General features: G+C 72.6%; 26 protein-coding genes. 11 read left to right on the top strand and 15 right to left on the bottom strand.

All coding sequences use genetic code 11. The features are described from left to right. The first annotated feature begins 9 nt into the window (after positions 1-9). Entirely contained in the window at positions 10-1,455 is a 1,446-nt protein-coding gene (locus SVTN_RS34195) for a PepSY-associated TM helix domain-containing protein (protein ID WP_041132565.1), read from the top strand. Between the two features lie 142 nt (positions 1,456-1,597). Here the strand turns inward: SVTN_RS34195 and clpB are convergent, their stop codons facing one another. From clpB to dnaK, 5 genes are all read right to left on the bottom strand, one after another. Then, a complete protein-coding gene (clpB, locus tag SVTN_RS34190) occupies positions 1,598-4,243 on the bottom strand; it encodes an ATP-dependent chaperone ClpB (protein ID WP_041132564.1) in 2,646 nt (881 codons plus the stop codon). Positions 4,244-4,248: 5 nt separating this feature from the next. Further along, positions 4,249-4,611, bottom strand: coding sequence for a chaperone modulator CbpM (locus SVTN_RS34185; protein WP_078908615.1), 363 nt, complete (start codon positions 4,609-4,611; stop codon positions 4,249-4,251). Next, positions 4,608-5,594 carry a DnaJ C-terminal domain-containing protein gene (locus tag SVTN_RS34180; protein WP_041132563.1) on the bottom strand — a complete coding sequence of 329 codons (987 nt, stop codon included), beginning with the start codon at positions 5,592-5,594 and terminating at the stop codon, positions 4,608-4,610. The genes SVTN_RS34185 and SVTN_RS34180 overlap by 4 nt, the downstream gene beginning before the upstream one ends. Before the next feature lie 30 nt (positions 5,595-5,624). Continuing rightward, a complete protein-coding gene (locus tag SVTN_RS34175) occupies positions 5,625-6,290 on the bottom strand; it encodes a nucleotide exchange factor GrpE (RefSeq protein WP_063782298.1) in 666 nt (221 codons plus the stop codon). A gap of 64 nt (positions 6,291-6,354) precedes the next feature. Continuing rightward, on the bottom strand, positions 6,355-8,247 hold the full coding sequence (dnaK, locus tag SVTN_RS34170; protein ID WP_041132562.1) for a molecular chaperone DnaK: 1,893 nt from the start codon (positions 8,245-8,247) through the stop codon (positions 6,355-6,357). 212 nt (positions 8,248-8,459) lie between these two features. Between dnaK and SVTN_RS34165 the strand changes: the two genes are divergently transcribed. Next, positions 8,460-8,885 carry an Hsp20/alpha crystallin family protein gene (locus SVTN_RS34165; protein WP_041132561.1) on the top strand — a complete coding sequence of 142 codons (426 nt, stop codon included), beginning with the start codon at positions 8,460-8,462 and terminating at the stop codon, positions 8,883-8,885. A gap of 259 nt (positions 8,886-9,144) precedes the next feature. On the opposite strand, the gene SVTN_RS34160 is transcribed toward SVTN_RS34165, so the two are convergent. Together SVTN_RS34160 and SVTN_RS34155 are read right to left on the bottom strand one after the other, a co-directional pair. Next, positions 9,145-9,585, bottom strand: coding sequence for a hypothetical protein (locus tag SVTN_RS34160; RefSeq protein ID WP_063782297.1), 441 nt, complete (start codon positions 9,583-9,585; stop codon positions 9,145-9,147). A gap of 44 nt (positions 9,586-9,629) precedes the next feature. Next, the gene (locus SVTN_RS34155) at positions 9,630-10,025 is read right to left on the bottom strand and encodes a hypothetical protein (RefSeq protein ID WP_041132560.1); all 396 of its coding nucleotides are present in this window, start codon (positions 10,023-10,025) and stop codon (positions 9,630-9,632) included. Between the two features lie 238 nt (positions 10,026-10,263). Here SVTN_RS34155 and SVTN_RS34150 point away from each other — a divergent pair, with 238 nt between their 5' ends. Next, the gene (locus SVTN_RS34150; protein WP_041132559.1) at positions 10,264-10,656 is read left to right on the top strand and encodes a J domain-containing protein; all 393 of its coding nucleotides are present in this window, start codon (positions 10,264-10,266) and stop codon (positions 10,654-10,656) included. Here SVTN_RS34150 and SVTN_RS34145 read toward each other — a convergent pair. Next, positions 10,653-11,465 carry a VOC family protein gene (locus SVTN_RS34145; RefSeq protein WP_041132558.1) on the bottom strand — a complete coding sequence of 271 codons (813 nt, stop codon included), beginning with the start codon at positions 11,463-11,465 and terminating at the stop codon, positions 10,653-10,655. The genes SVTN_RS34150 and SVTN_RS34145 overlap by 4 nt on opposite strands. 180 nt (positions 11,466-11,645) lie before the next feature. On the opposite strand from SVTN_RS34145, the gene SVTN_RS34140 reads away from it, so the two are divergent. After that, on the top strand, positions 11,646-12,014 hold the full coding sequence (locus tag SVTN_RS34140; protein WP_041132557.1) for an STAS domain-containing protein: 369 nt from the start codon (positions 11,646-11,648) through the stop codon (positions 12,012-12,014). 44 nt (positions 12,015-12,058) lie between these two features. Here SVTN_RS34140 and SVTN_RS34135 read toward each other — a convergent pair whose 3' ends face one another. After that, positions 12,059-13,024 (bottom strand): pirin family protein, encoded by a 966-nt coding sequence (locus SVTN_RS34135; RefSeq protein ID WP_041132556.1) that lies wholly within the window; start codon positions 13,022-13,024, stop codon positions 12,059-12,061. A gap of 104 nt (positions 13,025-13,128) precedes the next feature. On the opposite strand from SVTN_RS34135, the gene SVTN_RS34130 reads away from it, so the two are divergent. The 4 genes from SVTN_RS34130 to SVTN_RS34115 all read left to right on the top strand — a co-directional run bounded on the left by SVTN_RS34130 (position 13,129) and on the right by SVTN_RS34115 (position 15,731). Beyond that, a complete protein-coding gene (locus SVTN_RS34130) occupies positions 13,129-13,473 on the top strand; it encodes a tetratricopeptide repeat protein (protein WP_041132555.1) in 345 nt (114 codons plus the stop codon). A 52-nt stretch (positions 13,474-13,525) separates the two neighbouring features. Then, positions 13,526-13,999, top strand: a complete 474-nt coding sequence (locus tag SVTN_RS34125; RefSeq protein WP_041132554.1) for a hypothetical protein — start codon at positions 13,526-13,528, stop codon at positions 13,997-13,999. 106 nt (positions 14,000-14,105) lie between these two features. Next, complete coding sequence (locus SVTN_RS34120; RefSeq protein WP_041132553.1) at positions 14,106-14,735, top strand: DUF305 domain-containing protein; 630 nt, start codon at positions 14,106-14,108, stop codon at positions 14,733-14,735. 111 nt (positions 14,736-14,846) lie between these two features. After that, the gene (locus SVTN_RS34115) at positions 14,847-15,731 is read left to right on the top strand and encodes a F510_1955 family glycosylhydrolase (protein ID WP_041132552.1); all 885 of its coding nucleotides are present in this window, start codon (positions 14,847-14,849) and stop codon (positions 15,729-15,731) included. A 41-nt stretch (positions 15,732-15,772) separates the two neighbouring features. Here the strand turns inward: SVTN_RS34115 and SVTN_RS34110 are convergent, their stop codons facing one another. Next, the gene (locus SVTN_RS34110; protein WP_041132551.1) at positions 15,773-17,434 is read right to left on the bottom strand and encodes an amidohydrolase; all 1,662 of its coding nucleotides are present in this window, start codon (positions 17,432-17,434) and stop codon (positions 15,773-15,775) included. Positions 17,435-17,464: 30 nt separating this feature from the next. Continuing rightward, positions 17,465-18,868 carry a purine-cytosine permease family protein gene (locus SVTN_RS34105; protein WP_041132550.1) on the bottom strand — a complete coding sequence of 468 codons (1,404 nt, stop codon included), beginning with the start codon at positions 18,866-18,868 and terminating at the stop codon, positions 17,465-17,467. A 183-nt stretch (positions 18,869-19,051) separates the two neighbouring features. On the opposite strand from SVTN_RS34105, the gene SVTN_RS34100 reads away from it, so the two are divergent. Continuing rightward, positions 19,052-19,678, top strand: coding sequence for a TetR/AcrR family transcriptional regulator (locus SVTN_RS34100; RefSeq protein WP_041132549.1), 627 nt, complete (start codon positions 19,052-19,054; stop codon positions 19,676-19,678). A 7-nt stretch (positions 19,679-19,685) separates the two neighbouring features. On the opposite strand, the gene SVTN_RS34095 is transcribed toward SVTN_RS34100, so the two are convergent. Continuing rightward, positions 19,686-21,131, bottom strand: coding sequence for a dihydrolipoyl dehydrogenase family protein (locus SVTN_RS34095; protein ID WP_167352223.1), 1,446 nt, complete (start codon positions 21,129-21,131; stop codon positions 19,686-19,688). Between the two features lie 114 nt (positions 21,132-21,245). On the opposite strand from SVTN_RS34095, the gene trxA reads away from it, so the two are divergent. Beyond that, a complete protein-coding gene (trxA, locus tag SVTN_RS34090) occupies positions 21,246-21,611 on the top strand; it encodes a thioredoxin (RefSeq protein ID WP_041132548.1) in 366 nt (121 codons plus the stop codon). A 69-nt stretch (positions 21,612-21,680) separates the two neighbouring features. Here the strand turns inward: trxA and SVTN_RS34085 are convergent, their stop codons facing one another. The 3 genes from SVTN_RS34085 to SVTN_RS34075 form a co-directional block, all read right to left on the bottom strand. Then, complete coding sequence (locus tag SVTN_RS34085) at positions 21,681-22,868, bottom strand: thiolase family protein (protein ID WP_041132547.1); 1,188 nt, start codon at positions 22,866-22,868, stop codon at positions 21,681-21,683. Between the two features lie 141 nt (positions 22,869-23,009). After that, positions 23,010-23,279 carry a hypothetical protein gene (locus SVTN_RS34080; RefSeq protein WP_041132546.1) on the bottom strand — a complete coding sequence of 90 codons (270 nt, stop codon included), beginning with the start codon at positions 23,277-23,279 and terminating at the stop codon, positions 23,010-23,012. Positions 23,280-23,480: 201 nt separating this feature from the next. Next, positions 23,481-24,515: a LacI family DNA-binding transcriptional regulator gene (locus SVTN_RS34075; RefSeq protein ID WP_041132545.1), complete on the bottom strand. Its 1,035-nt coding sequence runs from the start codon at positions 24,513-24,515 to the stop codon at positions 23,481-23,483. Between the two features lie 157 nt (positions 24,516-24,672). Between SVTN_RS34075 and SVTN_RS34070 the strand changes: the two genes are divergently transcribed. Beyond that, positions 24,673-25,914, top strand: coding sequence for an MFS transporter (locus tag SVTN_RS34070; protein ID WP_041132544.1), 1,242 nt, complete (start codon positions 24,673-24,675; stop codon positions 25,912-25,914). The last annotated feature ends 27 nt before the right edge of the window (positions 25,915-25,941 follow it).

Raw genomic sequence — 25,941 nt, 5'->3', positions numbered from 1 at the left:
GGAACACGCATGTCTTCAACCATCGATCAGGACCCACAGAGAACGACCGCCGCCGCGGAGCCGGCGCCCGCCGGCCGCTCCTGGCAGGGCATACGCGCCCTGCTGGTCCGCCTCCACTTCTACGCCGGGGTGTTCGTCGCCCCCTTCCTGCTCGTCGCCGCGCTCACCGGCCTCGTCTACGCCTTCGCGCCGCAGCTCGACCAGCTCGCCTACGGCGACCGGCTGCACGTGGAGCGGGTCGGCGACCACCCCCGCCCGCTGGCCGAGCAGATCGCCGCGGCACGCGCCGCGCACCCGGAGGGCACCCTGGCCTCCGTCATCACGCCGGCCGAGCCGGAGGACACCACCCGCGTGGTGCTGTCCGTACCCGAGCTGGGCGAGAAGCAGCGCACCGTCTTCGTCGACCCGTACACCGCCGAGGTGAAGGGCGAACTCACCACCTCCTGGGGTTCGACTCCGCTGACCACCTGGCTCGGCGACCTCCACAAGAACCTCCAGCTGGGTGAGACCGGCCGCGTCTACTCCGAGGTCGCCGCGAGCTGGCTGTGGGTGATCGTCGCCGGCGGCCTGATCCTGTGGCTGGGCCGCAGCCGAGGGCAGCGCGCGAAGTCCACGAAGGGCGTCCTCCTCCCCGACCGTACGGCCCGAGGCGTTCGGCGGACCCGCAGCTTCCATGCCGCGACCGGCGTCTGGCTGGCCCTCGGCCTGCTCTTCCTCAGCGCCACCGGCCTGACCTGGTCCCAGTACTCCGGCGAGCGCTTCGAGCGACTGCTCGACGCCGCCAAGGGGCACGCGCCCGAGCTCGACACCCTGCTGCCCGGCGCGCAGCCGCCGGCAGAGGAGGAAGGCGGCGAGCACGCGGGGCACGCCGGACACGGCGCGAGCGCGCACTCCGCAGATCCCGATCCGGCCGCCTTCGACGCGGCCCTCGCCGTCGCCCGCAAGGCGGGCCTGGGCGGCACCGTCGCGCTCACGCCTCCCGCCGACACCTCCAGCGCCTGGGTCGTGGCCCAGAAGGACGACGTCTGGCCCGTGCACTACGACCAGGTCGCCGTGGACACCACCAAGGGCGAGGTCACCGCGCACACCCGGTGGGCGGATTACCCGCTCCTCGCCAAGCTGACGAAGCTCGGCGTCCAGGGCCACATGGGCGTGCTCTTCGGCCTCGCCAACCAGATCGTGCTCGCCGCCCTCGCGATCGGCCTGATCCTGATCACCTTCTGGGGCTACCGCATGTGGTGGCAGCGCCGCCCGACCCGCGAGGACCGCTCCGCCCTCCTCGGCAAGGCCCCCGCGCGCGGCACCTGGCGACGCCTGCCCCTGCCGCTCCTGATCCCGGGCATCCCGGCCGTCGCCGCCCTGGGCTGGGCCCTGCCCGTCCTCGGGTGCACGCTCCTCGCCTTCCTGGTGGTGGACGTGCTCGTGGGCGTCGTCCGGCGCAGCCAGGCCGCGTAAGCGAGAAGAAGGGAGGGTGCGCATCCCTCGCACCCTCCCTTCTTCGAACGGAACAGGGCCTCGATGATCCGGCCCGCGCGACGAGCGCGATCCGCAGGGTCTGGGCGCGCCCCTCGTATGCCTCCGGGGTGCCCCCGTGGGGTCACGCTGCCCGTGCCCGCGGCGGCGGGCCGGTCTCGGGGGACGTCCAGGTGACGGTGAGCCGGCCGTCGGAGGCGTCGAGGGTGATCGTGGCGCCGTCGGGGATGTCACCGGCCAGCAGGGCCCGTCCGATGCGGGTTTCGACCTCGCGCTGGATGAACCGCCGCAGGGGCCGGGCGCCGTGGACGGGGTCGAATCCCTCGGCCGCGATGTGCCGGCGGGCCGCCTCGGTCAGGCGGAGTTCGAGGCGGCGGTCGGCGAGCCGGTGGCGCAGGTCCTCGGTGAGCAGGTCCACGACCCGCTCGATCTCGGGCAGGGTGAGCGGTTTGAAGAGGACCACGTCGTCGACGCGGTTGAGGAACTCCGGCCGGAAGTGGGCGCGCAGTTCGGCCATGACGGCGGCGCGTGCCTCCGGCTCGATCTCGCCGTCGGGCGTGACGCCCTCCAGCAGGTGCTGGGAGCCGATGTTGCTGGTCATCACCACCACGGTGTTGCGGAAGTCGACGGTGTGGCCCTGGGCGTCGGTGAGGCGCCCGTCGTCCAGGAGCTGGAGGAGGGTGTTGAAGACGTCCGCGTGGGCCTTCTCCACCTCGTCCAGGAGCACGACGGAGTACGGCTTGCGGCGCACGGCTTCGGTGAGCTGGCCACCTTCCTCGTAGCCGACGTAGCCGGGCGGGGCGCCCATCAGGCGGCTGACCGTGTGCCGTTCCTGGTACTCGCTCATGTCGAGGCGGACCATGTTGTCCTCCGTGTCGAACAGGGCGGCGGCCAGGGTGCGGGCCAGCTCGGTCTTGCCGACGCCGGTCGGGCCCAGGAACAGGAAGGAACCGATGGGGCGGCGCGGGTCCTTGACCCCGGAGCGGGCTCGGATGACCGCGTCCGCGACCAGCTGCACGGCCTCGTCCTGGCCGATCACGCGTTCGTGGAGGATCTCGTCGAGGCGCAGCAGCTTCTTCCGTTCGCCCTCGAGGAGGCGGCTGACCGGGATGCCGGTCCACCGGGAGACGATGGAGGCGATCTCGTCCTCGGTGACGACCTCGCGCAGCAGGCGGCGTCCGCCCTGCCTGACGGCGAGCTGCTCCTCTTCGGCCCGCAGGCGCCGCTCGAGCTCGGGCAGCCGGCCGTGGCGCAGTTCCGCGGCGCGGTTGAGGTCGTACGAGCGCTCCGCCTCCTCGGCCTCGTACCGTACGTGTTCGATCTCCCGGCGCAGGGTCTGCACCTTGCGCAGGGCCTGGCGCTCCGCCTCCCACTGGGCGCGCAGCGCGTCCGCCTCGGCGCGTGCGCCGGCCAGTTCCCGGCGCAGCTCCGACAGGCGGTCGCGGCTGGCCGGGTCCTCTTCCTTGGCCAGGGCCGCCTCCTCGATCTCGAGGCGGCGCACGCGGCGGCTAAGCTGGTCCAGCTCGGCGGGCATCGAGTCGATCTCGGTGCGCAGCATGGCGCACGCCTCGTCGACGAGGTCGATGGCCTTGTCGGGGAGGAACCGGTCGGTGATGTAGCGGTGGGAGAGGGTGACGGCGGCGACCAGGGCACCGTCCTGGATCTTCACGCCGTGGAAGACCTCCAGGCGTTCACGCAGGCCGCGGAGGATGGACACGGCGTCCTCCTCGCCGGGCTCGTCGATCAGGACGGGCTGGAAGCGGCGTTCCAGGGCGGCGTCCTTCTCGACGTGCTTGCGGTACTCGTCCAGCGTGGTGGCGCCGATCATGTGCAGTTCGCCGCGCGCGAGGAGCGGCTTGAGCATGTTCCCGGCGTCCATGGCGCCTTCGGCCGCCCCGGCGCCGACGACGGTGTGCATCTCGTCGACGAACAGCAGGATGCGGCCCTCGGCTGCGGTGACCTCGTGGAGAACGGCCTTGAGTCGTTCCTCGAACTCGCCGCGGTACTTCGCGCCCGCGACCAGGGAGCCCATGTCGAGGGCGAAGACGGTCTTGTCGCGCAGGCCGTCGGGGACGTCGCCGTGGGCGATGCGCTGCGCCAGTCCCTCGGCGATGGCCGTCTTGCCGACGCCCGGGTCGCCGATCAGCACGGGGTTGTTCTTGGTCTTGCGGGACAGGATCTGCACCACCCGGCGGATCTCCGTGTCGCGCCCGATGACGGGGTCGAGCCGACCGGTGCGGGCCTCGGCGACCAGGTCACGGCCGTACTTCTCCAGCGCCTCGTAGGTCGCCTCGGGTACGGCCGAGGTCACCCGCTGGTTGCCGCGGACGGCGGTCAGGGCGTCGAGGAACCCTTCGCGGTCCAGGCCCTGTTGGTGCAGGATGCGGCCGGCCGCGCTGCCGGTGCCCTCCGCGAGGAGGGCGAGCAGCAGGTGTTCGACGGAGACGTATTCGTCCTTGAGGCGCTTGGCCTCCTGCTCGGCGGCGTCGAGGAGCCGGGCGAGCCTCCGGGTGACGTAGACCTGGCCGGGCTCGGCGCCGGGGCCGGAGACGCTCGGACGCCGGCCCAGTTCCGCCTCCACGGCGGCCCGGGTCCGGTCCGGGTCGCCGCCGGCCGCACTGAGCAGTCGGGGGACGAGTCCCTCGCTCTGGTCGAGCAGGGCCATGAGGAGGTGCTCGCCGTCGACCTCGACATGGCCGAAGCGCAGCGCCTTGGTCTGGGCGTCCCGCAGGGCTTCCTGGGACTTCTCGGTGAGTCGGTTCGTGTCCACGGATGTCACCTCCCGTGCGTGGCGTCGATGTCGGGGTGCCGCCCGGCGAGGGCGGCTTCCAGCTGTTCGATGCGGTCCAGCAGGTCGAGGACGACGGCCAGGGCGGCGTAGTTGAGGCCCAGGCCGGCGCGGAGCCGCTGGATGCGGGCGACCCGCGTCACGTGGGCGGTGCCGAACCACAGGCCTCCGGCCCGATCGGTGTCGGGCTCCAGGAGGCCCAGGGTGACGTAGCGGCGTACGAGGTCGGGGTGCAGGCCGGTGAAGCCGGCGAACTCGTCGATGCCGACGCCGACCGGGTACGCGCCGTGCACGGCGGTCACGCGGGCGAGCGGGTAGCGGTTGCGGTGGTGGTGCGCCACGGTGCTCATCCCCTTCCGCCGGCTGGGTTGCGCGGGTCGAAGCGGGAATCGGCGGCGAGGCGCTCGAACAGCTCGCGCTCGGCGGGCGTCAGGTCGGCGGGAACGGCGATCCTCACCTCCGCGTACAGGTCACCTGCGGGGCCGCGCGGGTTGGGCATGCCGCGTCCGCGCAGCCGGAGCCGTCGGCCGCTGGAGGAGCCCGGCGGCAGGTCGACCCGGGCCGTTCCTCCGGGGGTGTCCACGGGGACCGAGGCGCCGAGCGCGGCCTCCCACGGTGTGACGGGGAGGTCGACGGTGATGTCGCGGCCCTCCACCCGGAAGCGGGGGTGCGGGGCGAGGCGTACCCGCAGGTACAGGTCACCGGCGGGGCCGCCGCCGCTGCCGGCGCCGCCCTGCCCCGCCAGTCGGATGCGCTGACCGTCCGTCACACCGGGCGGGATGGTGACCTCGTAGCCACGCGGTCCGGAGGCGGTGTCGAGGGTGAGGCGCCTGCGGCCGCCCGTGTAGGCGTCCTCGACGCCGAGCGTGACCTCGGCTTCCCGGTCGGCGCCGGGCATCCGCCCGAATCCGCCGGTGCCGGCACGTCCACCGGCGCCGCCGAACAGTCCGCCGAGCAGGTCCTCGAAGTCCATGCCGCCGAACCCGGCCTCCCCGAAACCACCGGCGAAGCCGGGCCCGCCGCCGGTGTCGACGTACACCCGTCGGCCGCCTCCGGCCCCGAAAGGGCCGCCCGGCCCGCCCGGTCCGGCCGCGGCGCCTTCGGGCACCTGCTGCCAGGCGTGCCCGTACCGGTCGTAGCGCTTGCGGTTGTCGGGATCGGAGAGCACCTCGTACGCCTCGCTGATCTCCTTGAACCGCTCCTCCGCGCCCGGGTCCTTGTTCAGGTCGGGGTGCCAGCGGCGGGCCAGGTTCCGGTACGCGCGCTGGACCTCCTCCGTACTGGCGGTACGGGACACCCCCAGCACGTCGTAGTAGTCACGGTTCTGCGCCATCGACCACACCACCGATTCGTGTCGTGCTTCTCAGCTCCGTGCCTCTCGTTCGTCCGGTCCGGCCTGCACGGCCACCGTCGCGGGCCGCAGCAGGCCGCGGTCGCTGCCGTAGCCGGCGCGCAGCACCTGGACGACGGTGCCCGGCGCGGCCTGCGGGTCCTGACGGACCTGCGCCGCGTCGTGGAGGGCCGGGTCGAAGGGTTCGCCGACCGCCGCGATCCGCTGGTAGCCGAGCCGGGCGAGCACGGCGTAGGCCTGTCGGCACACCCCTTCCACACCGGCGATGATCGCCTCCGGGTCGGCGGCAGCGTGCTGGAGTGCCAGCTCGAGGTGGTCCACCACGGGCAGCCAGGCCTCGCTCACCCGGTCGCGCTCGGCGAGACGCACCTCCTCCAACTGCCGCTCGTGGCGCTTGCGCTGGTTCTCCGTCTCCGCCACGGCACGCTGCCACCGGTCGTGCAGCTCCTCGACGTCGAGCTCCGGCAGCACGGGAGGAACACCGGAACCGTCGGCGTCTTCGGACCCCGGGCGGACCTCGCCGGAGCCGGCGGCGTCTTCGGGGCTCCGGCGGACCTCGCCGGAGCCAGCGGCGGCCGGGCCCGGTCGCAGGCCGTGCTCCCGGGCCTGGTCCTCGGCCCCGCCGTATCCCGCCGTGTCCCTCATCGGGACCTCGGGTTCCCGCGTCTCGTCCTTCATCGTCGATCACTCATTCCGCAATCCGGTCTGGATCTCCTCGCGCTCCGTCACCGCACCAGGCCCGTCACTCCGGCCTGAAGTCGGCGTCGATCACGTCGTCTCCGCCGCCCGGTCCGCCCTGGGGTCCCGGCCCGGTCGCGTCGCTTCCGCCGCCACCGCCGGCGCCACCGGGGGACGCCAGCGCGTGCAGCATCTGCTGGAGGTCGCCGGTCAGGGACCGCACGCGGTCCAGGGGGGCCTCTTCCTTGACGGCCTGCCGGGCATCCGCGATCAGCGACTCGGCGCGGGCCTTGTCGTGGACGGCGACGGAGTCGCCGAGCTCTCCCAGCCGTCGCTCGACGTGGTAGGCGATGCTGTCGAGCTCGTTGCGCGCCTCGACGAGTTCGCGGATACGGGTGTCCTCGGCCCGGTTGCGTTCGGCCTCCTGGACCATCCGCTGGACCTCGGACTCGTCCAGGGTGCCGCTGCCGGAGACGGTGATGCTCTGCTGGGCGCCGGTGTCCTTGTCCTTCGCGGACACGTGGAGGATGCCGTTGGCGTCGATGTCGAACGTCACCTCGATCTGCGGCGTGCCCCGGGGTGCCGGACGGATGTCGTCCAGGCGCACCCGGCCGAGCACACGGTTGTCCGCGGCCCGCTCGCGCTCCCCCTGCAACACCACCACGTCCACGGCCGGCTGGTCGTCCTCGGCGGTCGTGAAGGTCTCGCCGCGCCGGGTGGGGATCGTGGTGTTGCGCTCGATCAGCCTGGTCATCAGCCCGCCCAGCGTCTCGACGCCCAGGGAGAGCGGGGTGACGTCGAGCAGCAGGACGTCCTTGACCTCGCCCTGGAGCACGGCCGCCTGGACGGCCGCGCCGAGGGCGACGACCTCGTCGGGGTTGACCGACATGTTGGGGTCCTTGCCGCCGGTCAGCCGTCGCACCAGCGCCTGCACCGCGGGGATGCGGGTCGATCCGCCGACGAGGATCACCTCGTCGAGGTCGTCGGCGGTCACCTTGCCGTCCGCCATCGCCTGCCGGACCGGTCCCATGCACCGTTCGACCAGGTCGCCGGTGAGCTGTTCGAAGGTCGACCGGGTCACGGTGGTCGTGAGGTGCTTCGGACCGGCGGCGTCCGCGGTGACGAAGGGCAGGTTGATCTGCGTCTGCGCGGTCGTGGACAGCTCGACCTTCGCCTTCTCCGCCGCCTCGTACAGCCGTTGCAGCGCCTGCGGGTCGCGGCGCAGATCGATCCCGTTGAGCCGCTGGAAGTCCTCGGCCAGGTGCTCCACCAGCCGCCGGTCGAAATCGTCTCCTCCGAGGTGGGTGTCGCCGGCGGTGGAACGCACCTCCACCACGCCGTCGCCCACGTCGAGGATGCTGACGTCGAACGTGCCACCGCCCAGGTCGAAGACGAGAACCGTCTCGTGCTTCTTCTTGTCCAGCCCATATGCCAGGGCGGCCGCGGTCGGCTCGTTGATGATCCGCAGCACGTCAAGGCCGGCGATGCGGCCAGCGTCCTTGGTGGCCTGCCGCTGCGCGTCGTTGAAGTACGCGGGCACCGTGATCACCGCCTGGGTGATCTTCTCGCCGAGCTGCTTCGCGGCATCGTCCACGAGCTTGCGCAGCACTGCGGCGGAGATCTCCTCCGGGGCGTACTGCTTGCCGCGGACGGAGAACCGCGCCGCGCCCTCAGGGCCGGCCACGACCCCGTAAGAGACCTGTTCCGCCTCCACGTCGATCTCGTCGAGGCGTCGGCCGACGAACCGCTTCGCCGAGTAGACGGTGCCTTGGGGATTCAGTACGGCCTGGCGGCGCGCCATCTGCCCGACGAGCCGTTCACCGCTCTCGGTGAACGCCACCACCGACGGTGTGGTGCGGCCGCCCTCGCTGTTGGTGATCACCCTCGGCCGGCCGCCCTCGTAGACGGCGACCACGGAGTTCGTCGTACCAAGATCAATACCCACAGCCTTGGCCATCGCTTGCCTCCACACACTGCTCGCTCCGAGCGTGTCCTGCCTCCAGGGCGTGGCCTGCTCACAGGGACCGGGTCACCGCCCTGGCTCCATAAAGCTCACATATTCATGGGATAAAACTTGAGTCTCCTCTTGTCAAGAAGAGTGCCGAGAGTTATACAAGAAGCGTCGGTACCCGATCGAACGGCGCACGAAGCGAAGGAGTTGATGATCAGATGCTGATGCGGACCGATCCCTTCCGTGAGCTGGACCGGCTCACTCAGCGCGTGTTCAACGGCGCGCAGGCTCCCGCGGCGATGCCGATGGACGCTTGGCGCGAGGACGGCGTGGTGTGGGTCAAGTTCGACCTGCCCGGTGTCGACGCCGAGTCCCTGGACCTGGACGTCGAGAAGGACGTGCTGACCGTCCGGGCCGAGCGGAAGGCCGAGATCAAGGAAGGCGCGGAAACGGTGATCTCCGAGCGTCCCACCGGCACGTTCAGTCGCCAGCTGTTCCTCGGAGAGACGCTGGACACGGAGAACATCGAAGCGACGTACGACGCCGGTGTGCTCAGCCTGCGCATCCCGATCGGCGAACAGGCCAGGCCGCGCAAGATCCAGATCGGCACCGGCAAGCACACGGACAAGGAACTGCAGTCGTAACGGGGTCGAGGGGCGTCCCGCCGGGCCGGGCCCGGCCGGCGGGGCACCCGCAGCCGGGTCCCACGGCGCCGGCTCGCCGTGGGGCCCGGCTACGTCCACATGTCCCTGCAAGCATGTCCCCGCAAGCGGCATGCCCGTATGACCCGTCTCAAGGCCTCAGGGCCCCGTCCCAGGCCTGCGGACCTCTCAAGGCTCCGTACCGGCCGCGCCCGGGAAGAAGCTGATCAGGGTGGCGGCACCGTCCTGATGGGCTTCCGCCTCACGTGGCCGCGTCGGTGTCCGGCTGCCGCGAGGCGGCGACCTCGGTGCCGGCGCCGCCGGGCCGGCGGTCACCCCGGTGCCGGCGGGCGGCGAGCCGGACCGCCTGCACCGCACCGTCCGAGTCGACGGTGGACACCGCGAGGCGGGCGAACCGGCGCCCCGGGAACAGTTCCACCACGGCCACCGGGCCCGGGGCCCGGACGGCGACGAAGTCGACGCCGTCCGCATGCCGCCTGGTGCCCGTACAGAAGCGCCCCGGACGCCAACGACCTCGTGCGACGGTCCCCCGCAGGGCACGCCACCAGTCCGGCTCGACCCACGCTTCCCGCACGTCGCCGAGGGGGACCCGCACACCCTTGCGGCGCACCAGGAGCGCCTCACGCCATGACAGCCGTACGACCACGTCGTCGTTCTGGACCAGCAGGTGGGCCACCGCCATCGACCTCCTCCTCGTACACCGGAGACCTCCGTGTACCGGTGCGCTCAGCCGGTCGCCGCCGCCCCGGCGCGCTCCATGGGCGGCCTGGACTGCTGCGGCTGGCTGTGGGCGGACGCGCCGAGCAGCGGAGCGCCATGCCGCTCGGGGCGGTGGCCGGGCGCGTCGACGATGTTCTCGCGCGGAGTATCGGCGGGTCCGGGGGCCGCCGGAATGCGCCTGCGGGCGAGGATGCGGCCCACCCACCTGCGACCACACCTCGGGCAGGGGACGGCGCCGGCAGGGGTGTACGGCGAGGGCACGGCCACACCGTCGCGCGAGAAGTACTCCCAGTCGCCGCCTTGATCGTCCCGGTACTGCTGGACGTCGTAATCGGTGCTCCACTCGTGCCAGCAGTGCCCACAGGTGAACTGGACCCGCTCAAGTGCGAGTTCGGTGATCATCCCTCTCACCTCTTTCCCCGGGTCGGTCCTTCACGGGTTACGGTCTTTCTCCCTTCGAGCAATTATGTCGACAAAGCGCGGAAAAGGTTTATGCCTGACCTCGAACGGCTCCACGACAAGGAGGCGGGAGGAAACAACGGCCCGGCACCTCTTGAATCTGCGCCGACGGCGGCCTATGAACGTGTTGGAGGCCTTGTCGGCTCTCTGGCTTCGGCCGGCTCGCAGGAAGGTGAGAAATGTGACCGCACTCAGGCGACCGGACCCTTACGCGGTGCTCGGCGTCGACCCGACCGCCTCGGCCGAACAGATCACGAGTGCCTACCGCGCATTGGTCCGCGCTCTGCATCCGGACGTCCACCCGGAGCAACGGGCTCAGCCCCAAAAGCTCGACGAGGTGATGACCGCCTACGCCACGCTGCGTGACGCCCGGAAACGGGCGGAGTACGAAAGGCGCCGCGCGGCCGAATTTCCGCACGGAGCGGCGATGCCTGGGGCGGCGGTGCCGGTCCGGCACACCGCGCGCCGTACACGGTGGTCCGTACAAGCCGTGTGCGTCGTGGTCGTCGGCCCGGCATCGGCGCCGCAGCGCCGCGGTTGGCTCGAGGCGGGGCCCGTCCGCATCGGGTTCTAGCGGGCGGGAGGCTGCTGGGGCCACGGTGCCGCCGACACCTGGTCGAGGGTGAACAGTGCGCCGTCCGGGTCGCGTAGTGTCGCCTGCCCCTCCCCGGTCGGCCAGGGGCCGTCCTGGACGATCGTGCCGCCGCCTTCCACGGCCGATCCGGTGGCCGCCTCCAGCGACGGGACCGTGAAGTGGACCAGCCAGCGGGGCCGCAGGTGCGGCCCGGGGGCGGCTTCCTCGACGGGCCCGCTGTTGAGGCGCGCCACGGCTTCGCCGTCGCGCCGCAGGACGACCTGGTCCTCCTCGTAGGAGATGTCGCAGCAGCCCGCGCCTTCGGCGCCCCAGTCGAGGACCTCTCCGTAGAAGAGGGCGGCGTCGAACGCGTTGCGGGTGTGCAGCTCCAGCCACAACGGGGTCTGTCCGCCGACCCGCCAGTCGGACAGGACACGCCCCTCCCAGATCCCGAACGTCGCGCCCTCGCGGTCGGCGACCAGAGCCGCCCGCCCGCTCGGCGGGTAGGGAACCGGGCCGACGCCGACCGTGCCGCCGCGTTCCCGGACCCTCGCCACCGCGGCGTCGGCGTCGTCGACCGCGAAGTACGGAGTCCAGGCGACGGGCACCGCGAACTCACCGGCAACGGCAGCGATCCCGGCCACCGGCGTGCCGTCCGCCTCGGCGACGGAGAACGCCCGGCCCAGCGTGCCCCGCCGGAACGACCAGCCCAGAACCGTGCTGTAGAACCGTTCGGCGGCGCTCCGGTCTCGCGCCGCGAGGCTCAGCCAGCAGGGGGCGCCGATCAGATCGGAGGTGACGAGGACCATGGGGTCGCTCTCCTTTCCCGGCCGGTGTACGCGAGGCGGAGTGACCGCCCGGCGGGTGTCAGGCAGCCTCTTGACGCGCGAGAGGAAGAGAACTACCTACTTATATTGAACAGACGATTCTCATGATTCACCCCCTCGGAAAAGCGGCAAGGTGGCCGCGGGCAGAGGGAGGCGGGCCCCATGGACTACCTTTCTGTCTCCTCCTACCACTACGACGGCTTTCCTGTCATCGAGGTCTCGGGCGAACTCGACTTCGAGACCCGTGAGCAGCTGGGAAAGCGCCTGCACAAGGTCATCAGCACCCACGACCCGGCGCATGTGATCGTCCACCTGAACGGCCTGGAATTCTGTGACGCGGCCGGCCTCGCCGTGCTCGTCGCCGCGAACCGTCAGGCCGGGCAGCGCTCCGGCGGGCTCCGACTCGTGAGCCGGAAGCCCTCGTTCAGACGCCTGTTGGAGACCAACGGGCTGAGCGACTCCCTGCCCCTGTACAAGAGCCTCGCTCAGGCCGCCGGCCAGCCCGTGGGGGCGAGAACCGGTCAGAAGTGACAAGCGGCCCGCCCCCACATCGACACCGGACAGAAAACACCAGGTCAGCGCACCCGCCCTCGCGCCTTCAGCTGGGTCGCCGGGACCTCCGGCGCGTCCAGCCGGTCGCCGTCGTACCCCTTCACCTCGCCGAAGCGGGAGCCGGTCATCCAGTCCTCCCTCGCCTGGCGGATCTCCTCGTCGGTGCGGCCCACGAAGTTCCACCACATGACGATCTCCTCCTCGAAGGGTTCGCCGCCGAGGAGCATCAGGCCCGCGTCCGAGAGGGCGCGGAGGGGGAGTTCGGTGCGGCCGCAGCCGAGGTAGAGCATGGAGCCGGGCAGGACGGGGACGCCGTCGACGTGGGCCTCTCCGGACATGGCGAGGACCGCGTACTCGAAGTCGGGTTCCAGGGGCAGGTCCGTCTCGGTGCCCGCCGCGAGGGCGAGGTCGGCGCCGACCAGCGGGGTGTACGTGGTGCCCGGCGAGGCGGCGCCGTCGAGCTCGCCGAGGACCACCGTGGCGGTGAGGCCGGGCGCGGTGACCCGGGGCAGTTCGGCGTGGTGCTGGAAGTGCGGTTCCACGTGCCGGTGGGCGTCGGGGAGTGCCACCCAGAGCTGCGCGCCGTGCAGGAAGCGGGCGTGCGGGCGGGGGCTCTCCTCCGAGTGGGAGATGGCCCGGCCGGAGGTCATGAGGCCCAGTTCGCGCGGGCGGATCGTCTGCAGGACGCCCGTGGAGTCACGGTGCAGCACCTCGCCCTCGTGGAGCCAGCTGACGGTCTGCAGGCCCATGTGCGGGTGCGGCGGGACCTGCATGCCGGGCTCGTCGGCGATGTCGTCGGGGCCGTAGTGGTCGACGAAGGCCCAGGCCCCGACCATGCGCCGGCCCAGGTTCGGGAGCAGCCTGCGGACCTCGGTCGACTCGCCGAGCTGGACGCGGCGGGGGCTGAGCAGCTCCCGTACCGGTTCGGCGACGACGAAGCCGCGGCCGCCGCACACCGTCAGCGAGGCCTGACGATCGAGATTGCTCATGTCGCTCAACCATCCTTAAGTGGAATGTTCAACCAACCGGCGGTGTTGACCTGGTCGACCACCTCACAGGGTGGCAGATCCGGGGCTCTGGAAAGGGAGAGCAAGTGAGCGACACGTACTACGAGTTCGGAACGGCCGGGGAACGCTGGGAGCGTGCGCAGCTGTTCTTCGACGCCAAGGAGTACGGAACAGCCGTCCGCATCCTGCACGGCCTCGTCGCCGAGCACCCGGAGCAGACGGCCCAGCGGCTCCTCCTCGCCCGGGCCTACTACCACTCCGCGCAGCTCTCCCGCGCCGAGACCGAGCTGCGCACGATCCTGGAGCGCGACCCGGTCGAACACTACGCCCGGCTGATGCTGGGACGCACCCTGGAGCGCCTGGGCCGCCCGGACGAGGCCGCGCCGCACCTGCGGATGGCCGCCGCCATGACGGGCGACACCCTGTCCTGACGCGAACCTGATACCCCCGCACGGTATCGTCGGGGCCAGGAGGCCCTGAATCGTGCGCGCACACCGAGCGGAACGCGGCAGACGAGCAGGAGGTGCCATCGGGCACCTCCTGCTCGTCGTCGTGCTCGCGCTCGGGGTGTTCCTGATGCACTCCGTCGGTCACCCCGAGGGCTCCGGCGGAAGCATGCACGGCAGGGAAGGCACGGCCGACACGGCCACCGCTTCCGCCCCGCACCACGGTGCCTCCGCGCACGCCGCCGCCCCCGGAACTCCGGAGCGCGCCGCCGCCCCGCACGACGCCGGGGACTCCGACGCCCGGCACGCGCCGGGGTCGGGGACGGACATGACCACCCTCTGTGTGGCCGTCCTCGGCGCCTGGCTGCTCGCCGGTCTCCTCCGGGCGGCCCTCGGGCGCCGCCCCGACTGGCTCGCCCTCCTTCTCGCGCGGCTCACCCCCGCGCTCGGGCCGCACGCCCCTCCCCCACGTCCCCCGGACCTCGCCCAGCTGTCCGTCCTGCGGATCTAGACCGACCCCGACGCGCCACGGGCCCCTTCGCGCTGCCCGCGCGCACCTCCGGTCCTCCCTTCCGCCCGTACGTCGTACGTACACACAGCACCCACGAGGTCTCACCATGCGTGCCTTCACGAACCGCACCACCCGCAAGCTCGCCCTGGCCGCCGCCCTCGCCGGAGCCGGGCTGCTCCTCACCGCCTGCGGCACCGACGACGGCATGAGCGGCATGGACCACGGCGGCACGTCCGCCTCGTCCTCCGCGACCGCCTCCGCTCCGGCCGCCGCCGGCGACACCGCCCCCGGCGGCTTCAACGACGCGGACGTCATGTTCGCGCAGATGATGATCCCCCACCACCAGCAGGCCCTGGAGATGGCGAAGCTCGCCGATGGCCGGGCCGAGGACCCCGAGGTCAAGAAGCTGGTCACCGCGATCGAGCAGGCCCAGGACCCCGAGATCCAGAAGATGAAGACCTGGCTCAAGGGCTGGGGCAAGCCGGAGTCCGCCGGACACTCCATGGGCGGGATGATGTCCGACCAGGACATGAAGGACCTGGCCGCCACGAAGGGCAAGGCCTTCGACCAGAAGTTCGCCGAGTTGATGATCGCCCACCACGACGGCGCCGTCGCCATGGCGAAGGACGAGCAGAAGAGCGGCGGCAACGCCACGGCCAAGAAGCTCGCCGACGACGTCGTGCGGACCCAGTCCGCCGAGATCGCCCAGCTGAAGAAGATCCTCGACCGGCTCTGATCCGGTTCCTCCCCGGCCCACGCGCGCGTGCGTCACGGCGGCCCGTCCCTGAAGGGGCGGGCCGCCCCGCCGGCGCGCCCGCGTGCCTCCCGTACCCCTGGCGAAAGAACGATGAAGACGTACTTCTCCGGCCGCCCGGCCACGACCCTCGGCGCCGCCCTCACCGCCGCCGCCCTCGCGCTGACCCTGACCGCCTGCTCCTCCGGGGACCCGGCCGACGATGCCGCCGGTGCCGGATCGGCGCTCAGCCACATCCACGGCCTCGGGCTGCGCGACGGCACCCTCTACGTCGCCACCCATCAGGGCCTCCACCGCCCGGACGCCGACGGCCGGCCGGTCCTGGTCGGTGACCGCCGCGACGACTTCATGGGCTTCACGGTCACCGCGAAGGGCGACTTCCTCGCCAGCGGGCACCCGGCGTCCGGCGGCGACGGGCCCGCCGACCTCGGGCTCATCACGTCGACGGACTCCGGCCGCAGCTGGCGGGAGAAGTCCCTCGCGGGAAAGGTCGACTTCCACGCGCTCGACACCGCGCCCGACTCCACCGTCTACGGCTACGACAGCGCGAACGGCCTCCTGCGGGTCAGCGCCGACGGCGTCACCTGGGAGGACCGCGCCGCGCTCCGCGCCCTCGACATCGCCGTCTCCCCCGCCGCCCCCGGCACCGTCCTCGCCACCACCGAGACCGGCGTGGCCCGCTCCGCGGACGGCGGCAGGACCTTCGCCCCGGCCTCCGAGCGGGTCCTCGCGTACGTGTCGTGGGCCGCCCCGGACGCCCTCTTCGGCATCGACCCGGAGGGCGTCCTCTTCCGCGGGACGGCCGGGGGCACCTCCTGGACCCGGATCGCCACCGTGCCGGGCGGCGCCCCGCAGGCGCTCACCGCCGTGGACGCCCGCCGGCTGCTCGTCGCCACCCAGGACGGGGTGTACGAGTCACGTGACGCGGGCCGCCGCTTCGTGCGGCGGATGGCGGTGGAATCCGGCGGCGGCCACTGAGAGGCCCCTGAGGCCTGTCCGGCGGATCAGGGCGACAGCCCCTACGCCTCCGCCCTGCGGTCCACGACCACCTCGCCGCCCACCACGACCGTCTCCGCCACCGTGCCCGGGATCTCCTCGGGGGCGATGCGCAGGATGTCGCGGGAGAGGACGACGAAGTCGGCCAGCTTGCCCACCGTCAGCGAGCCCCGCTCGTGCTCCAGGAAGTTGGCGTGGGCCGAGCCCATCGTGTAGCCCTCGACGGCGGTGGCGACGTCGATCGTCTCGCCCGCCGTCCAGGCCTCGCCGCCGCCGGGCGGGCGGCGGGTGACGGCCGCGTGGATGCCGACCATCGGGTCCATCTCGGCGACGTTCCAGTCGCTGGAGAGGGCGAGGACCGCGCCGGCCGCGTGCAGGCTGCGCAGCGGCCAGGCCTTGTGCCAGCGCTCGGGGCCGACGTTCTCGGCCCAGTCCTGGCCCGGTCCGGCGATGTCGGGCGCGGCGTGCCGGGGCTGCATGCAGGCGATGACGCCGAGCTCGGCGAAGCGCGGGGTGTCGGCCGGGTCGAGGCACTCGACGTGGACGACCTGGTGGCGGGCGTCGCGCGGCCCGTTGACGGCGCGGGCCCGCTCGACGGCGTCGAGGACGGTGCGGATGCCCCGGTCGCCGGTGGCGTGGACGAAGCACTGGAAGCCGCGCGCGTCGAGCCGGGTGAGCAGCTCGGCGAACTCCTCGGGCGGGTAGAAGGTGTCGCCGCGGTGGTGGGAGCAGCCGGCGTACGGCTCCAGGAGGGCGGCGGTGCGGGGTTCGACGACGTCGTCGATGTACAGCTTGAGCGGGCCGACGCGGAGGCGGTCGTCGGCGTACGCGGCGGCCGCCGTCTCGAAGGCGTCCAGGTCCGCCTCGGTGGTGCCGCGCGGGTGGAAGAGCGCGGCGACGATGCGGGAGCGGAGCCGGCCCTCGGCGCGGGCGCGCTCGAAGAGGGCGAGGTCGTCGAGGGAGTTCTGCGGTTCGACGACGGTGGTGATGCCGTAGCCGATGGCGTCGTCGAGGCTCTTGGCGAGCCGGCCGTACTGCCGGTCGGTCGAGGCCCAGGGGAGGCCGAGCGCGCGCAGGGCGCGGTGGCCGTCGCGGGAGAGGCCCTTGACGGCGAAGTCCTTGACGAATCCGGTGGGTTCGCCGGTCTCCGGGTCGGTGACGGCCCGCCCGAAGGGCAGGTCGGTGTGGTCGCGGTCGACGCCGAGCCTGCGGAGGGCGGCGGTGTTCAGCCAGGCGGTGTGGACGTCGTAGCTGAGGACGAGGGCGGGGGTGTCGCCGGTGGCCGGGTCGAGGTCGGCGGCGGTGGGCATCCGTCCGTCGGGGATCGCGGAGTAGTCGAAGGCCTCGGCCTCGATCCAGTCGGCGTCCGGGTGGGCCTCGTGCCAGGTGCGGACGCGTGCGTGGATCGCGTCGAGGGTGCGGGCTCCGGCGAGCTGGACGCAGGCGTCGTCGGAGCCGAGGCGGACGTGGTTGTGGGCGTCGACGAAGCCGGGCAGGACGAGCCGCCCGCCGGCGTCGAGGATCCGGGTGTCGGGGCCCGTCAAGGCGGCCGCTTCGGCGTCGGGGCCGAGCCAGACGATGCGGCCGGCGCGGACGGCGAGGGCCTCGGCCTCGGGGAGCGCCGGGTCGACGGTGTGGATGCGGGCCCCGGTGAGGACGAGGTCGGCGGGGGCGGTGTGGTTCATGGGGCGGAACTCCGTGTCGTACGGGGGTGCTTACTGGACGGGGGCGACGGTGCGGCGGGCGAGGAGCACGTACACCAGGGCGGAGACGACCGCGCCGAGGAGCGTGAGGTCCGCGCCGCCGAGCGGGGCGACGAGGGGGCCGGTCCACAGCTCGGAGTCGCAGGTGAGCGCGGAGAAGACGAGGCCGGCGAGGAGCGCGGTCATGCCGGCCGGGTGCCAGCCGGAGCGGTACCAGTAGGTGCCGCCCGTGTCGGCGTGCAGGCCTGCGGAGTCGTAGGTGCAGCGGCGGAGCACCATGTCGGCGAGGAAGACCCCGCCCCAGGGGGCGAAGACGATGATCAGGAGGGAGAGGAAGGAGAGGAGGGAGGTGGTGAAGTCGGTGAGGAAGAGGGCGCCGAGGGAGCCGACGGCGGTGACGGCCGCGCTGATGACGATGGCGCGGGCGCGGCTCCAGGGGATGCCGAGGACCTGGAGGTTCAGGCTCGACGAGTAGAGCGTGATGATCGAGTTGGTGACGGAGCCGCCGAGGACCAGGGCGAGGAAGAGGGGCTGGAACCAGCCGGGGAGGAGGCTCTCGGTGCCCGCGACGGCGTCGGTCATGTCGGCCTGGGTCGCGGCGGCCACGCCGGCGACGCCGAGGGCGACGGAGGAGACGAAGCCGCCGAGGGCGCCGCTCCAGGTGACGGCCCTGAGGCTGGTCGTGCGGGGCAGGTAGCGGGTGTAGTCGGCGGGCATGGGGAGGTACGAGAAGGGGCCCGCGAGCATCACGACGAAGGCGAGGCTCCAGCCGGAGGCGCCGGGCGCGGCGGCGGGGGCGGCGGTGTCGGCGCCGGGCAGGACGAGGACGAGCAGGGCGGCGAAGCCGGCGGCGAGGACGTACGCCATCCAGCGTTCGGCGAACTGGACGGTGGCGTGGCCCCAGAGGGCGACGGCGAAGGTCAGCGCGAGGGTGACGGCGAGCGCGAGGGCGCGGGCGGTGTGTCCGCCGTTCCAGCCGAGGTCGGTGAAGAAGGCTTCGAGGGCGAGGGTGCCCACGACGGTGTTGACGATGGTGTAGCCGATGCTGACGATCCAGTTCAGCAGGCCGGCGGGCCAGTTCCCGCGGCGGCCGAAGGCGGCGCGGGAGATGACGAGGGTGGCGGTGCCGGTGCGCACGCCGCTGAGTCCGGCCGCGCCGATGGCGAGGAAGGAGAGGCCGCCGAGCACGACGACGGCGGTGGCCTGCCAGAAGGAGAGCCCGAAGGCGACGGCGAGGGCGCCGTTGATGACGTAGGTGAAGGTGAGGTTCGAGCCGAACCAGAGCCAGAAGACGTCCTTGGCGCCGCCGTGCCGTTCGGCGTCGGGGATGGGGTCGATTCCGTGTTCCTCGACCTGGAAGACCTCGTCGGTCGCTGTCCGGCCCGTGGTCACGGGCGCCGTCTCGTGTTCGAGCACACCGCACTCCTGTCGTGGACGACGCCTGCACGCCGTCTTGAATGCCGTTCTAACTTTTAGAACGGCATTCAAGATGTGCGACGGGTTCAGGCCACGTCAAGACCCTCGGAGGTTGCGGTTAAGGTCGATCTCGCAGACAGCGGAGACGCGACGGACAGAGACGAACGGAACGGGACGGCGGCGGTGGCAGGCGCGGCACGACGGCGGGACGGCAACATCACCCAGGAACGGATGCTGGAGGAGGCCATGGCGGCGATCGCCGAGGACGGCCTCGCCTCCCTCACCATGTCGGCCCTCGCCGAGCGGCTCGGCACCAGCGGCGGCCACATCCTGTACTACTTCGGCAGCAAGGACCTGCTGCTGCTCGCCGCCCTCCGGTGGAGCGAGGCCGCGCTCGCCGAGGAGCGGCGCGCCCTGCTCGCCCGGCGGATCACGGCCGAGCGCAAGCTCGACCTCTTCCTCGAGCTCTACCTCCCGCGCGGCCCGCGCGATCCGCGCTGGACCCTGTGGATCGAGCTCTGGGCCCGCACCCCCGGCAACGCCGCGCTCCGCGAGGCCCAGGCCGAACTGGACACGGGCTGGCAGGAGGACCTGGAGACCCTGCTCACGGCGGGCGCGGCACGCCGGCGCTTCGCCCCGCTGGACGCCGGCGCGCGCGCCTCCGAACTCCTGGCCCTGCTCGACGGGTTGAGCACCCGGGTGGTCCTCGGCCAGGAGCCGGGCCGGGATCCCCGGCCCGCCCTGGAGGCCGCGCGCTCGGCGGCGCGCGCCCTGATCCCCCTCAACGCCGAGGAAAACGAAAGGGAATGACTGGACGTCAGCCCCGGTAGGCCTCCAACAGCCGCAGCCACGCCTCGCTCAGCGTCGGATACGCGGGGACGGCGTGCCACAGGCGGGCGATCGGCACCTCGCCCGTGACGGCGACCGTCGCCGAGTGGAGGAGCTCCCCGATGCCGGGCCCGACGAAGGCGGCGCCGAGCACCACCTCCCGGTCGAGGTCGACGACCATCCGGGCGTGCCCTCGGTACCCCTGGGCGTAGAGGCCGGCCCCGGCGACGGACCGCATGTCGAGGTCCACGGCCCGGACCCGGTACCCGGCGCGCTCCGCCTCGGCGAGGGTGAGTCCGACGGCGGCCGCCTCGGGGTCGCTGAACACGACCTGCGTCACGGCCGCGTGGTCGGCGGTGGCCGCGTGCGCGCCCCACCGCCCGGTGTCCAGGGCGGAGTCGCCGCCCTGCGCGCGGGCGGCGATCGCGGCGCCCGCGATCCGGGCCTGGTACTTGCCCTGGTGGGTCATGAGCGCGCGGTGGTTGACGTCGCCGACGGCGTAGAGCCAGTCGCTTCCGGTGACCCGGAGGCTGTCGTCGACGTCGAGCCAGGAGCCCGGGGCCAGACCGACCGTCTCCAGGCCGATGTCCTCGGTGCGCGGCTTGCGGCCGGTCGCGAACAGCACCTCGTCGCCCTCGACGTGGTCGCCGCCCTCCAGGAGCACGGTGACCGGGCCGGTGCCCCCGTCGCGCACCACCGCGCTCACCGCCGTGTCGGTACGGACGTCAGCGCCGCGCGCGGTGAGCGCGGCGGCCACGTGCTCGCCGAGGAACGGCTCCATGCGCGGCAGCAGCCCCCCGCCCCGTACCAGCAGGGTCACCTTCGCCCCGAGGGCCTGGTACGCGGTGGCCATCTCCACGCCCACCACTCCCCCGCCGACCACGACGAGCCGCTCGGGCACCCGGTCGGAGCTGGTCGCCTCACGGCTGGTCCAGGGATGCGCCGCGGGCAGCCCCGGCAGTTCGGGGAGGAGGGCGCGGGTGCCGGTGCAGACGGCGACCGCGTGCCGGGCGGTCAGCACATGGCGCTCGCCCTCGGGACTGGTGACCTCGACCTTGCGCGGCCCGTGGAGGCGGCCGTGGCCGCGGAAGACCCGTACGTCGATCGAGTCCAGCCAGTCGACCTGGCCCCCGTCCTTCCAGTGGCCGACGACCTTGTCCCGGTGGGCGAAGACCTCCATCGCGTCCAGCGGGCCGTAGACCGACTCGCGCAGACCCGCGACCTTCCGGGCGTCCGAGCGGGCGATCGCGGGACGGAGCAGCGCCTTGCTGGGCATGCACGCCCAGTACGAGCACTCGCCGCCGATCAGCTCGCTCTCGACGATCGCCGCGGTCAGGCCGCCCGCCCGCACCCGGTCGACGACGTTCTCGCCGACCGGGCCCGCGCCGATCACCACGACGTCGTAGGTGTGCTCGTCTTCCACCGTTCGTGTCATGGCTCCCAGTCTGGTGGCAGCGGTGCGGAATAGCGCGGCTCGATACGCCGTTGTGCCGGGCGAGTCCCCGGGGGACCGTGAGGACCACGCCAGGAGACCCGAAAGGTAGGCAGCATGAGCACCGTAGAGCTCACCAAGGACAACTTCGACGAGATCGTGAGCGGGAACGAGTTCGTGCTCATCGATTTCTGGGCTTCGTGGTGCGGTCCCTGCCGTCAGTTCGGCCCGGTCTTCGAGGCGGCGTCCGAGCGGCACCAGGATCTCGTCTTCGCCAAGGTGGACACCGAGGCGCAGCAGGAGCTGGCCGCGGCGTTCGAGATCCGCTCGATCCCGACCCTGATGATCGTCCGCGACAACGTGGCCGTGTTCGCGCAGCCGGGCGCGCTGCCGGAGAACGCCCTGGAGGACGTCATCGGGCAGGCGCGCAAGCTGGACATGGACGAGGTCCGCAAGTCGATCGAGGACGCGCAGGCGAAGTGACCCACGGCGAGAGGGGTACGGGAGGCTCTCCCGTACCCCTCTCGCGTGCTGTCGCGGACTTGCGGGCCGTCAGCGCTCCAGGACCAGCGCCAGGCCCTGGCCGACGCCGATGCAGAGGGCGGCGAGGCCCGTGCCGGAGCCGGCGGCGGCGAGCTGGTGCGCCACCGAGCCGGCCAGTCGGGCGCCGGACGCGCCGAGCGGGTGGCCGATCGCGACCGCTCCGCCGCGAGGATTCACGATGTCGGGGTCCAGTTCCGGCCATTCCGCGAGGCAGCCGAGCGACTGGGCCGCGAAGGCCTCGTTGAGCTCGAAGGTCCTCAGGTCGGCGAAGGAGCGCCCGGCCTTCTCCAGGGCCCGGCGGACCGCCGCGACCGGGCCGAGGCCGAAGAGCTGGGGCTCGATCCCGGTGACCGCGGAGGTGCGGATCCGTGCGAGGGGCTCGCGGCCGGTCTCGCGCAGCCCGTCCTCGTCGACGAGGAGCAGGGCGGCGGCGCCGTCGTTGAGCGGCGAGGAGTTGCCCGGGGTGACGGTGCCGCCCTCGGGGCGGAAGGCCGGCTTGAGCTTGGCGAGGGCCTCCATGGACGTGGAGTCGCGGATGCACTCGTCGCGGGCGAGGTCCACGCCGGGGTACGGGACGACCTCGTCGTCGTAGAGCCCCTTCGCCCAGGCCTCGGCCGCCTTGCGGTGGCTGGCGAGCGCGAAGGCGTCCTGCTGCTCGCGGGTGATGCCGTGCTTGTCGGCGACGAGCTCCGCGCCCTCGCCGAGCGAGACGGTCCACTCGGCGGGCATCTTCGGGTTGGTCATGCGCCAGCCGAGGGTCGTGGAGTGGAGCTGCTGGTGGCCGGCGGGGAAGGCCCGCTCGGGCTTCTGCAGGACCCAGGGGGCGCGGGACATCGACTCGACGCCGCCCGCGATCGCCACGGAGGCGTCGCCGAGGGCGATGGCGCGGGCGGCCTGGATGACGGCTTCGAGGCCGGAGCCGCAGAGGCGGTTGACGGTGACGCCCGGGACGGTGACGGGCAGGCCCGCGAGGAGGACGGCCATCCGCGCGACGTCGCGGTTGTCCTCGCCCGCGCCGTTGGCGTCGCCGAAGTAGACGTCGTCCACGCGCGCGGGGTCGAGCGCGGGCGAGCGGTCGACGAGCGCGCGGACCACGTGAGCCGCGAGGTCGTCGGGACGCACGCCGGCGAGGGCGCCGCCGAACTTCCCGATCGGGGTGCGGACGGCGTCGACGATGTAGACGTCGCGGATGCTCATCGGTTCTCTCCCACGTGACCTGCGGAACGACTCTGTTCGCCTGGTGAATCAATCTTCGCCCGATCGGGCGCGCAGAGTCTCTGCCGGACGGCCCGCCGTGTCAACGGGCCGCTTCGGGACACCGGAGAGGGGGCGGGAGGGTCAGCGGGCAGCGGCGGGGCGGACCAGGGCCGTGAGGCCGTAGTCCAGCTCGCGGCCGTCGACGAGCAGCGCCTCGACGGTGAGCGTCTCGGGGTCGATGTCGGCTCGGATGCCGTGCCCCTCGTAGATCGGGTAGCCCGTCTCGCCGTGCCGCCCGGTGGCCTCGACGACGGCCGAGCGGACGGCGCTGTCCGCGACGGCGGCGCCGCCGCGGTCCTCGACGTGCTCGGGCACCAGCAGGATCTCGAACCGCTTCGGAACTGTGCTCATGCACCGAAGCTAAGCGCTCGGCCGGGCTCCCGCCGGGCGACACCGGGGTGCCACCGGGCTCCTGCCGGGCGGCACCGGGACGCTACCGCGCTCCCGCCGGACTCCCGCCCGGCGACGCCGAGGTGCCACCGGACTCCCGCCGGGCGACGCCGAGGTGCCACCGGCCCCGGCGGGCCGCCCGGTGGGAGTCCGGCGGGGCCGTCAGCTCGATTCCCGCCGGACGACCCGCGAGTCGAGCAGGTCGCGGGAGACCGGCGGGGCGTCCGGTTCCCGTACGGCGCGGTCGACCAGCTCCGCCAGCTCGCGGCCGACCACCATGTCGATCCGTACGGTGGAGAGCCGGGGGCGAAGGAGCCGGCCGAGGAGCAGGTCGTCGGCGCCGATGACGGCGGTCTCCTCGGGCACGGAGATCCCGGCGTCCTGGAGCGACCGCATCAGAAGCATCGCGTACTCGTCGTTGTACGCGAAGACGCCGTCGAGCCCGAGCTCGCGCCACCGCGCGGCGAGCGCGTCGGCCGACTCCTCCTCGTACCGCAGCGGCAGGGGTACGACGGTGGCGCCGGCGGCCTCGGCCGCGCGGCGCGCGCCGTCGAGCCGGGGTCCGGAGAACATGGCGAGGCCCGGCTCCTCGGGGACGATGACGCCGATCCGGCGCCGGCCGGTCTCCAGGAGGTGCTCGGTGGCGACCTCGCCGACCCGGCCCTGGTCCATGACGAAGGCGTGGGTGCCCTCCACGCGCTGGGTGCCGAGAGTGATCACGGCCCGGGCTCCGGACCGCTTGAGGATCTCGACGCCCTGCCCGGTCAGCTCGACCTCGCCGAGGGAGACCACGGCCACCGGCCGCAGCTCGGCCCAGGCGCGGGCGGCCTCCTCGGCCTGGAGGCCGACGCTGCCGTACTGCACGACCGTGTAGTCGAGGCGGCGCAGGGCCCACTGGAAGTCGTTGAAGAACTGGCTGTACAGCGGCCCGACGGGGACGTGGGGGGTCGGGAGCAGCACCATGCGGCTGTGGCCCGCGCGCAGGCTGCGGGCCGCGGCGTGCGGCACGTAGCCCAGCTCCTCGGCCGCCTCGCGCACCCGCTGCCGGGTGGGCTCGCTGATGCGGACGGCCGAGGTGTTGTTCAGGACGTACGAGACGGTGGCCCGGGAGACGCCCGCGAGCCGGGCGACATCGGCGCTGGTCGGGACCGCGCGCCCGGAGGGGCGCTCGGGGGACTGTTCGGTTGGCTGGCTCATCGATCCGGCATCTTTCCAGAAGGATCCGGCGCAGGGTCTGGCGGATGGCCGGATCTGAGTGCTACACAATGCTCACACGTGCCACTGACACGTGTCACCTCCCCCGTTCCATCCGCTTCTCGCCCCCGCATCGGGCGATCTCCTCCAGGAGGGCAAAGTGGCCCTTTCCTCCCCCGCCACCGGCACCGCCGACTCCCCCACGGCCCCCCGGCCGACGCGCGGCCTGCTGCCCCTGCTGCTCGCCGGCAACACCGCGATGTACGCGCTGTACATCGGCGTCCCCGGCATGCTCCTCGCGCTCCAGATCGAGGACATCGACCCCGCCGGCAAGGTGGCGAACTTCGGCCTCGTCTCCGGCATATCCGCGATCTTCGCCACCGTCTTCAACCCGGTCGCGGGCGCCCTCTCGGACCGCTCGGGCCGCCGCAACCCGTGGATCCTCGCCGGCGGGCTGCTCGCCCTCCCCGTGATGCTGCTCCTCGGCAGCGTCCACACGATCCTGCTGGTCACCATCGCCTGGTGTCTGGGGCAGGCCGTCATGAACATCTACCAGGCGGCCCTCACCTCCGTGGTCCCCGACCGGGTCCCGCTCGCCGCGCGCGGCAAGGCCTCGGCCGCCGTCGGTCTCGGCCTCCCCATCGGCTCCACGATCGGCGCCCTCGTCGGCGCGGCCTTCTCCGAGCACTACCGCACCGGCTACCTCGTCTTCGGCGCGATCGTCGCCGCCACCGCCGTCCTGTTCACCACCTGCGCCCGTGAGGAGCGCATGCCCCCGAAGGCGCCGCTGCCGGTCAAGCAGCAGATCGCGGCCTTCGGCAGCGCCCTGAAGAACCACGACTTCCGCTGGGCCTTCATCGGCCGCGCCCTGCTCATCCTCGGCTACTTCGCGGTGAGCGGCTTCCAGCTGTACATCCTCAAGGACCACACCGACCTGCCCGCCGGCCTCAGCGCCGAGGAGGCCGTGGCGATCCTCATGCCGGTCAACTCGGTCGCCATGGTGGTCTCCACCGTGCTCGGCGGCTGGCTCTCGGACCGCTTCGACCGCCGCAAGCTCTTCGTCGGCGCCTCCGCCGTGCTGGCCGCCGTCGCGCTGCTCATCCCGGCCGTCTCGGCGAGCTGGACCGCGATGCTGGCCTTCTCCGTCGTCAACGGCCTCGGCTTCGGCTGCTACATGGCCGTCGACACCGCCCTGGTGACCATGGTGCTGCCCAAGGCCGAGGACGCGGCCCGGGACATGGGCGTCCTCAACGTCGCCAACGCGGGACCGCAGATCGTCGCCCCCTTCGTGGCCTCGCTCGTCGTGTCGGTGAGTGGCGGATACACGGCGCTCTTCCTGGTCGCGGCCGTACTGTCGGTACTCGGCGCGCTGGCCGTGCGCCCCATCCGCAGCGTGCGCTGACCCCGGCTGACCCCGGTAGGCGCCTGC

It is taken from the genome of Streptomyces vietnamensis (assembly GCF_000830005.1).
In the GTDB taxonomy this organism is placed as follows: Bacteria; Actinomycetota; Actinomycetes; order Streptomycetales; family Streptomycetaceae; genus Streptomyces; species Streptomyces vietnamensis.
The sequence above is the reverse complement of the archived record's forward strand: the minus strand, read 5'-3'. Positions and strand labels throughout refer to the sequence as shown.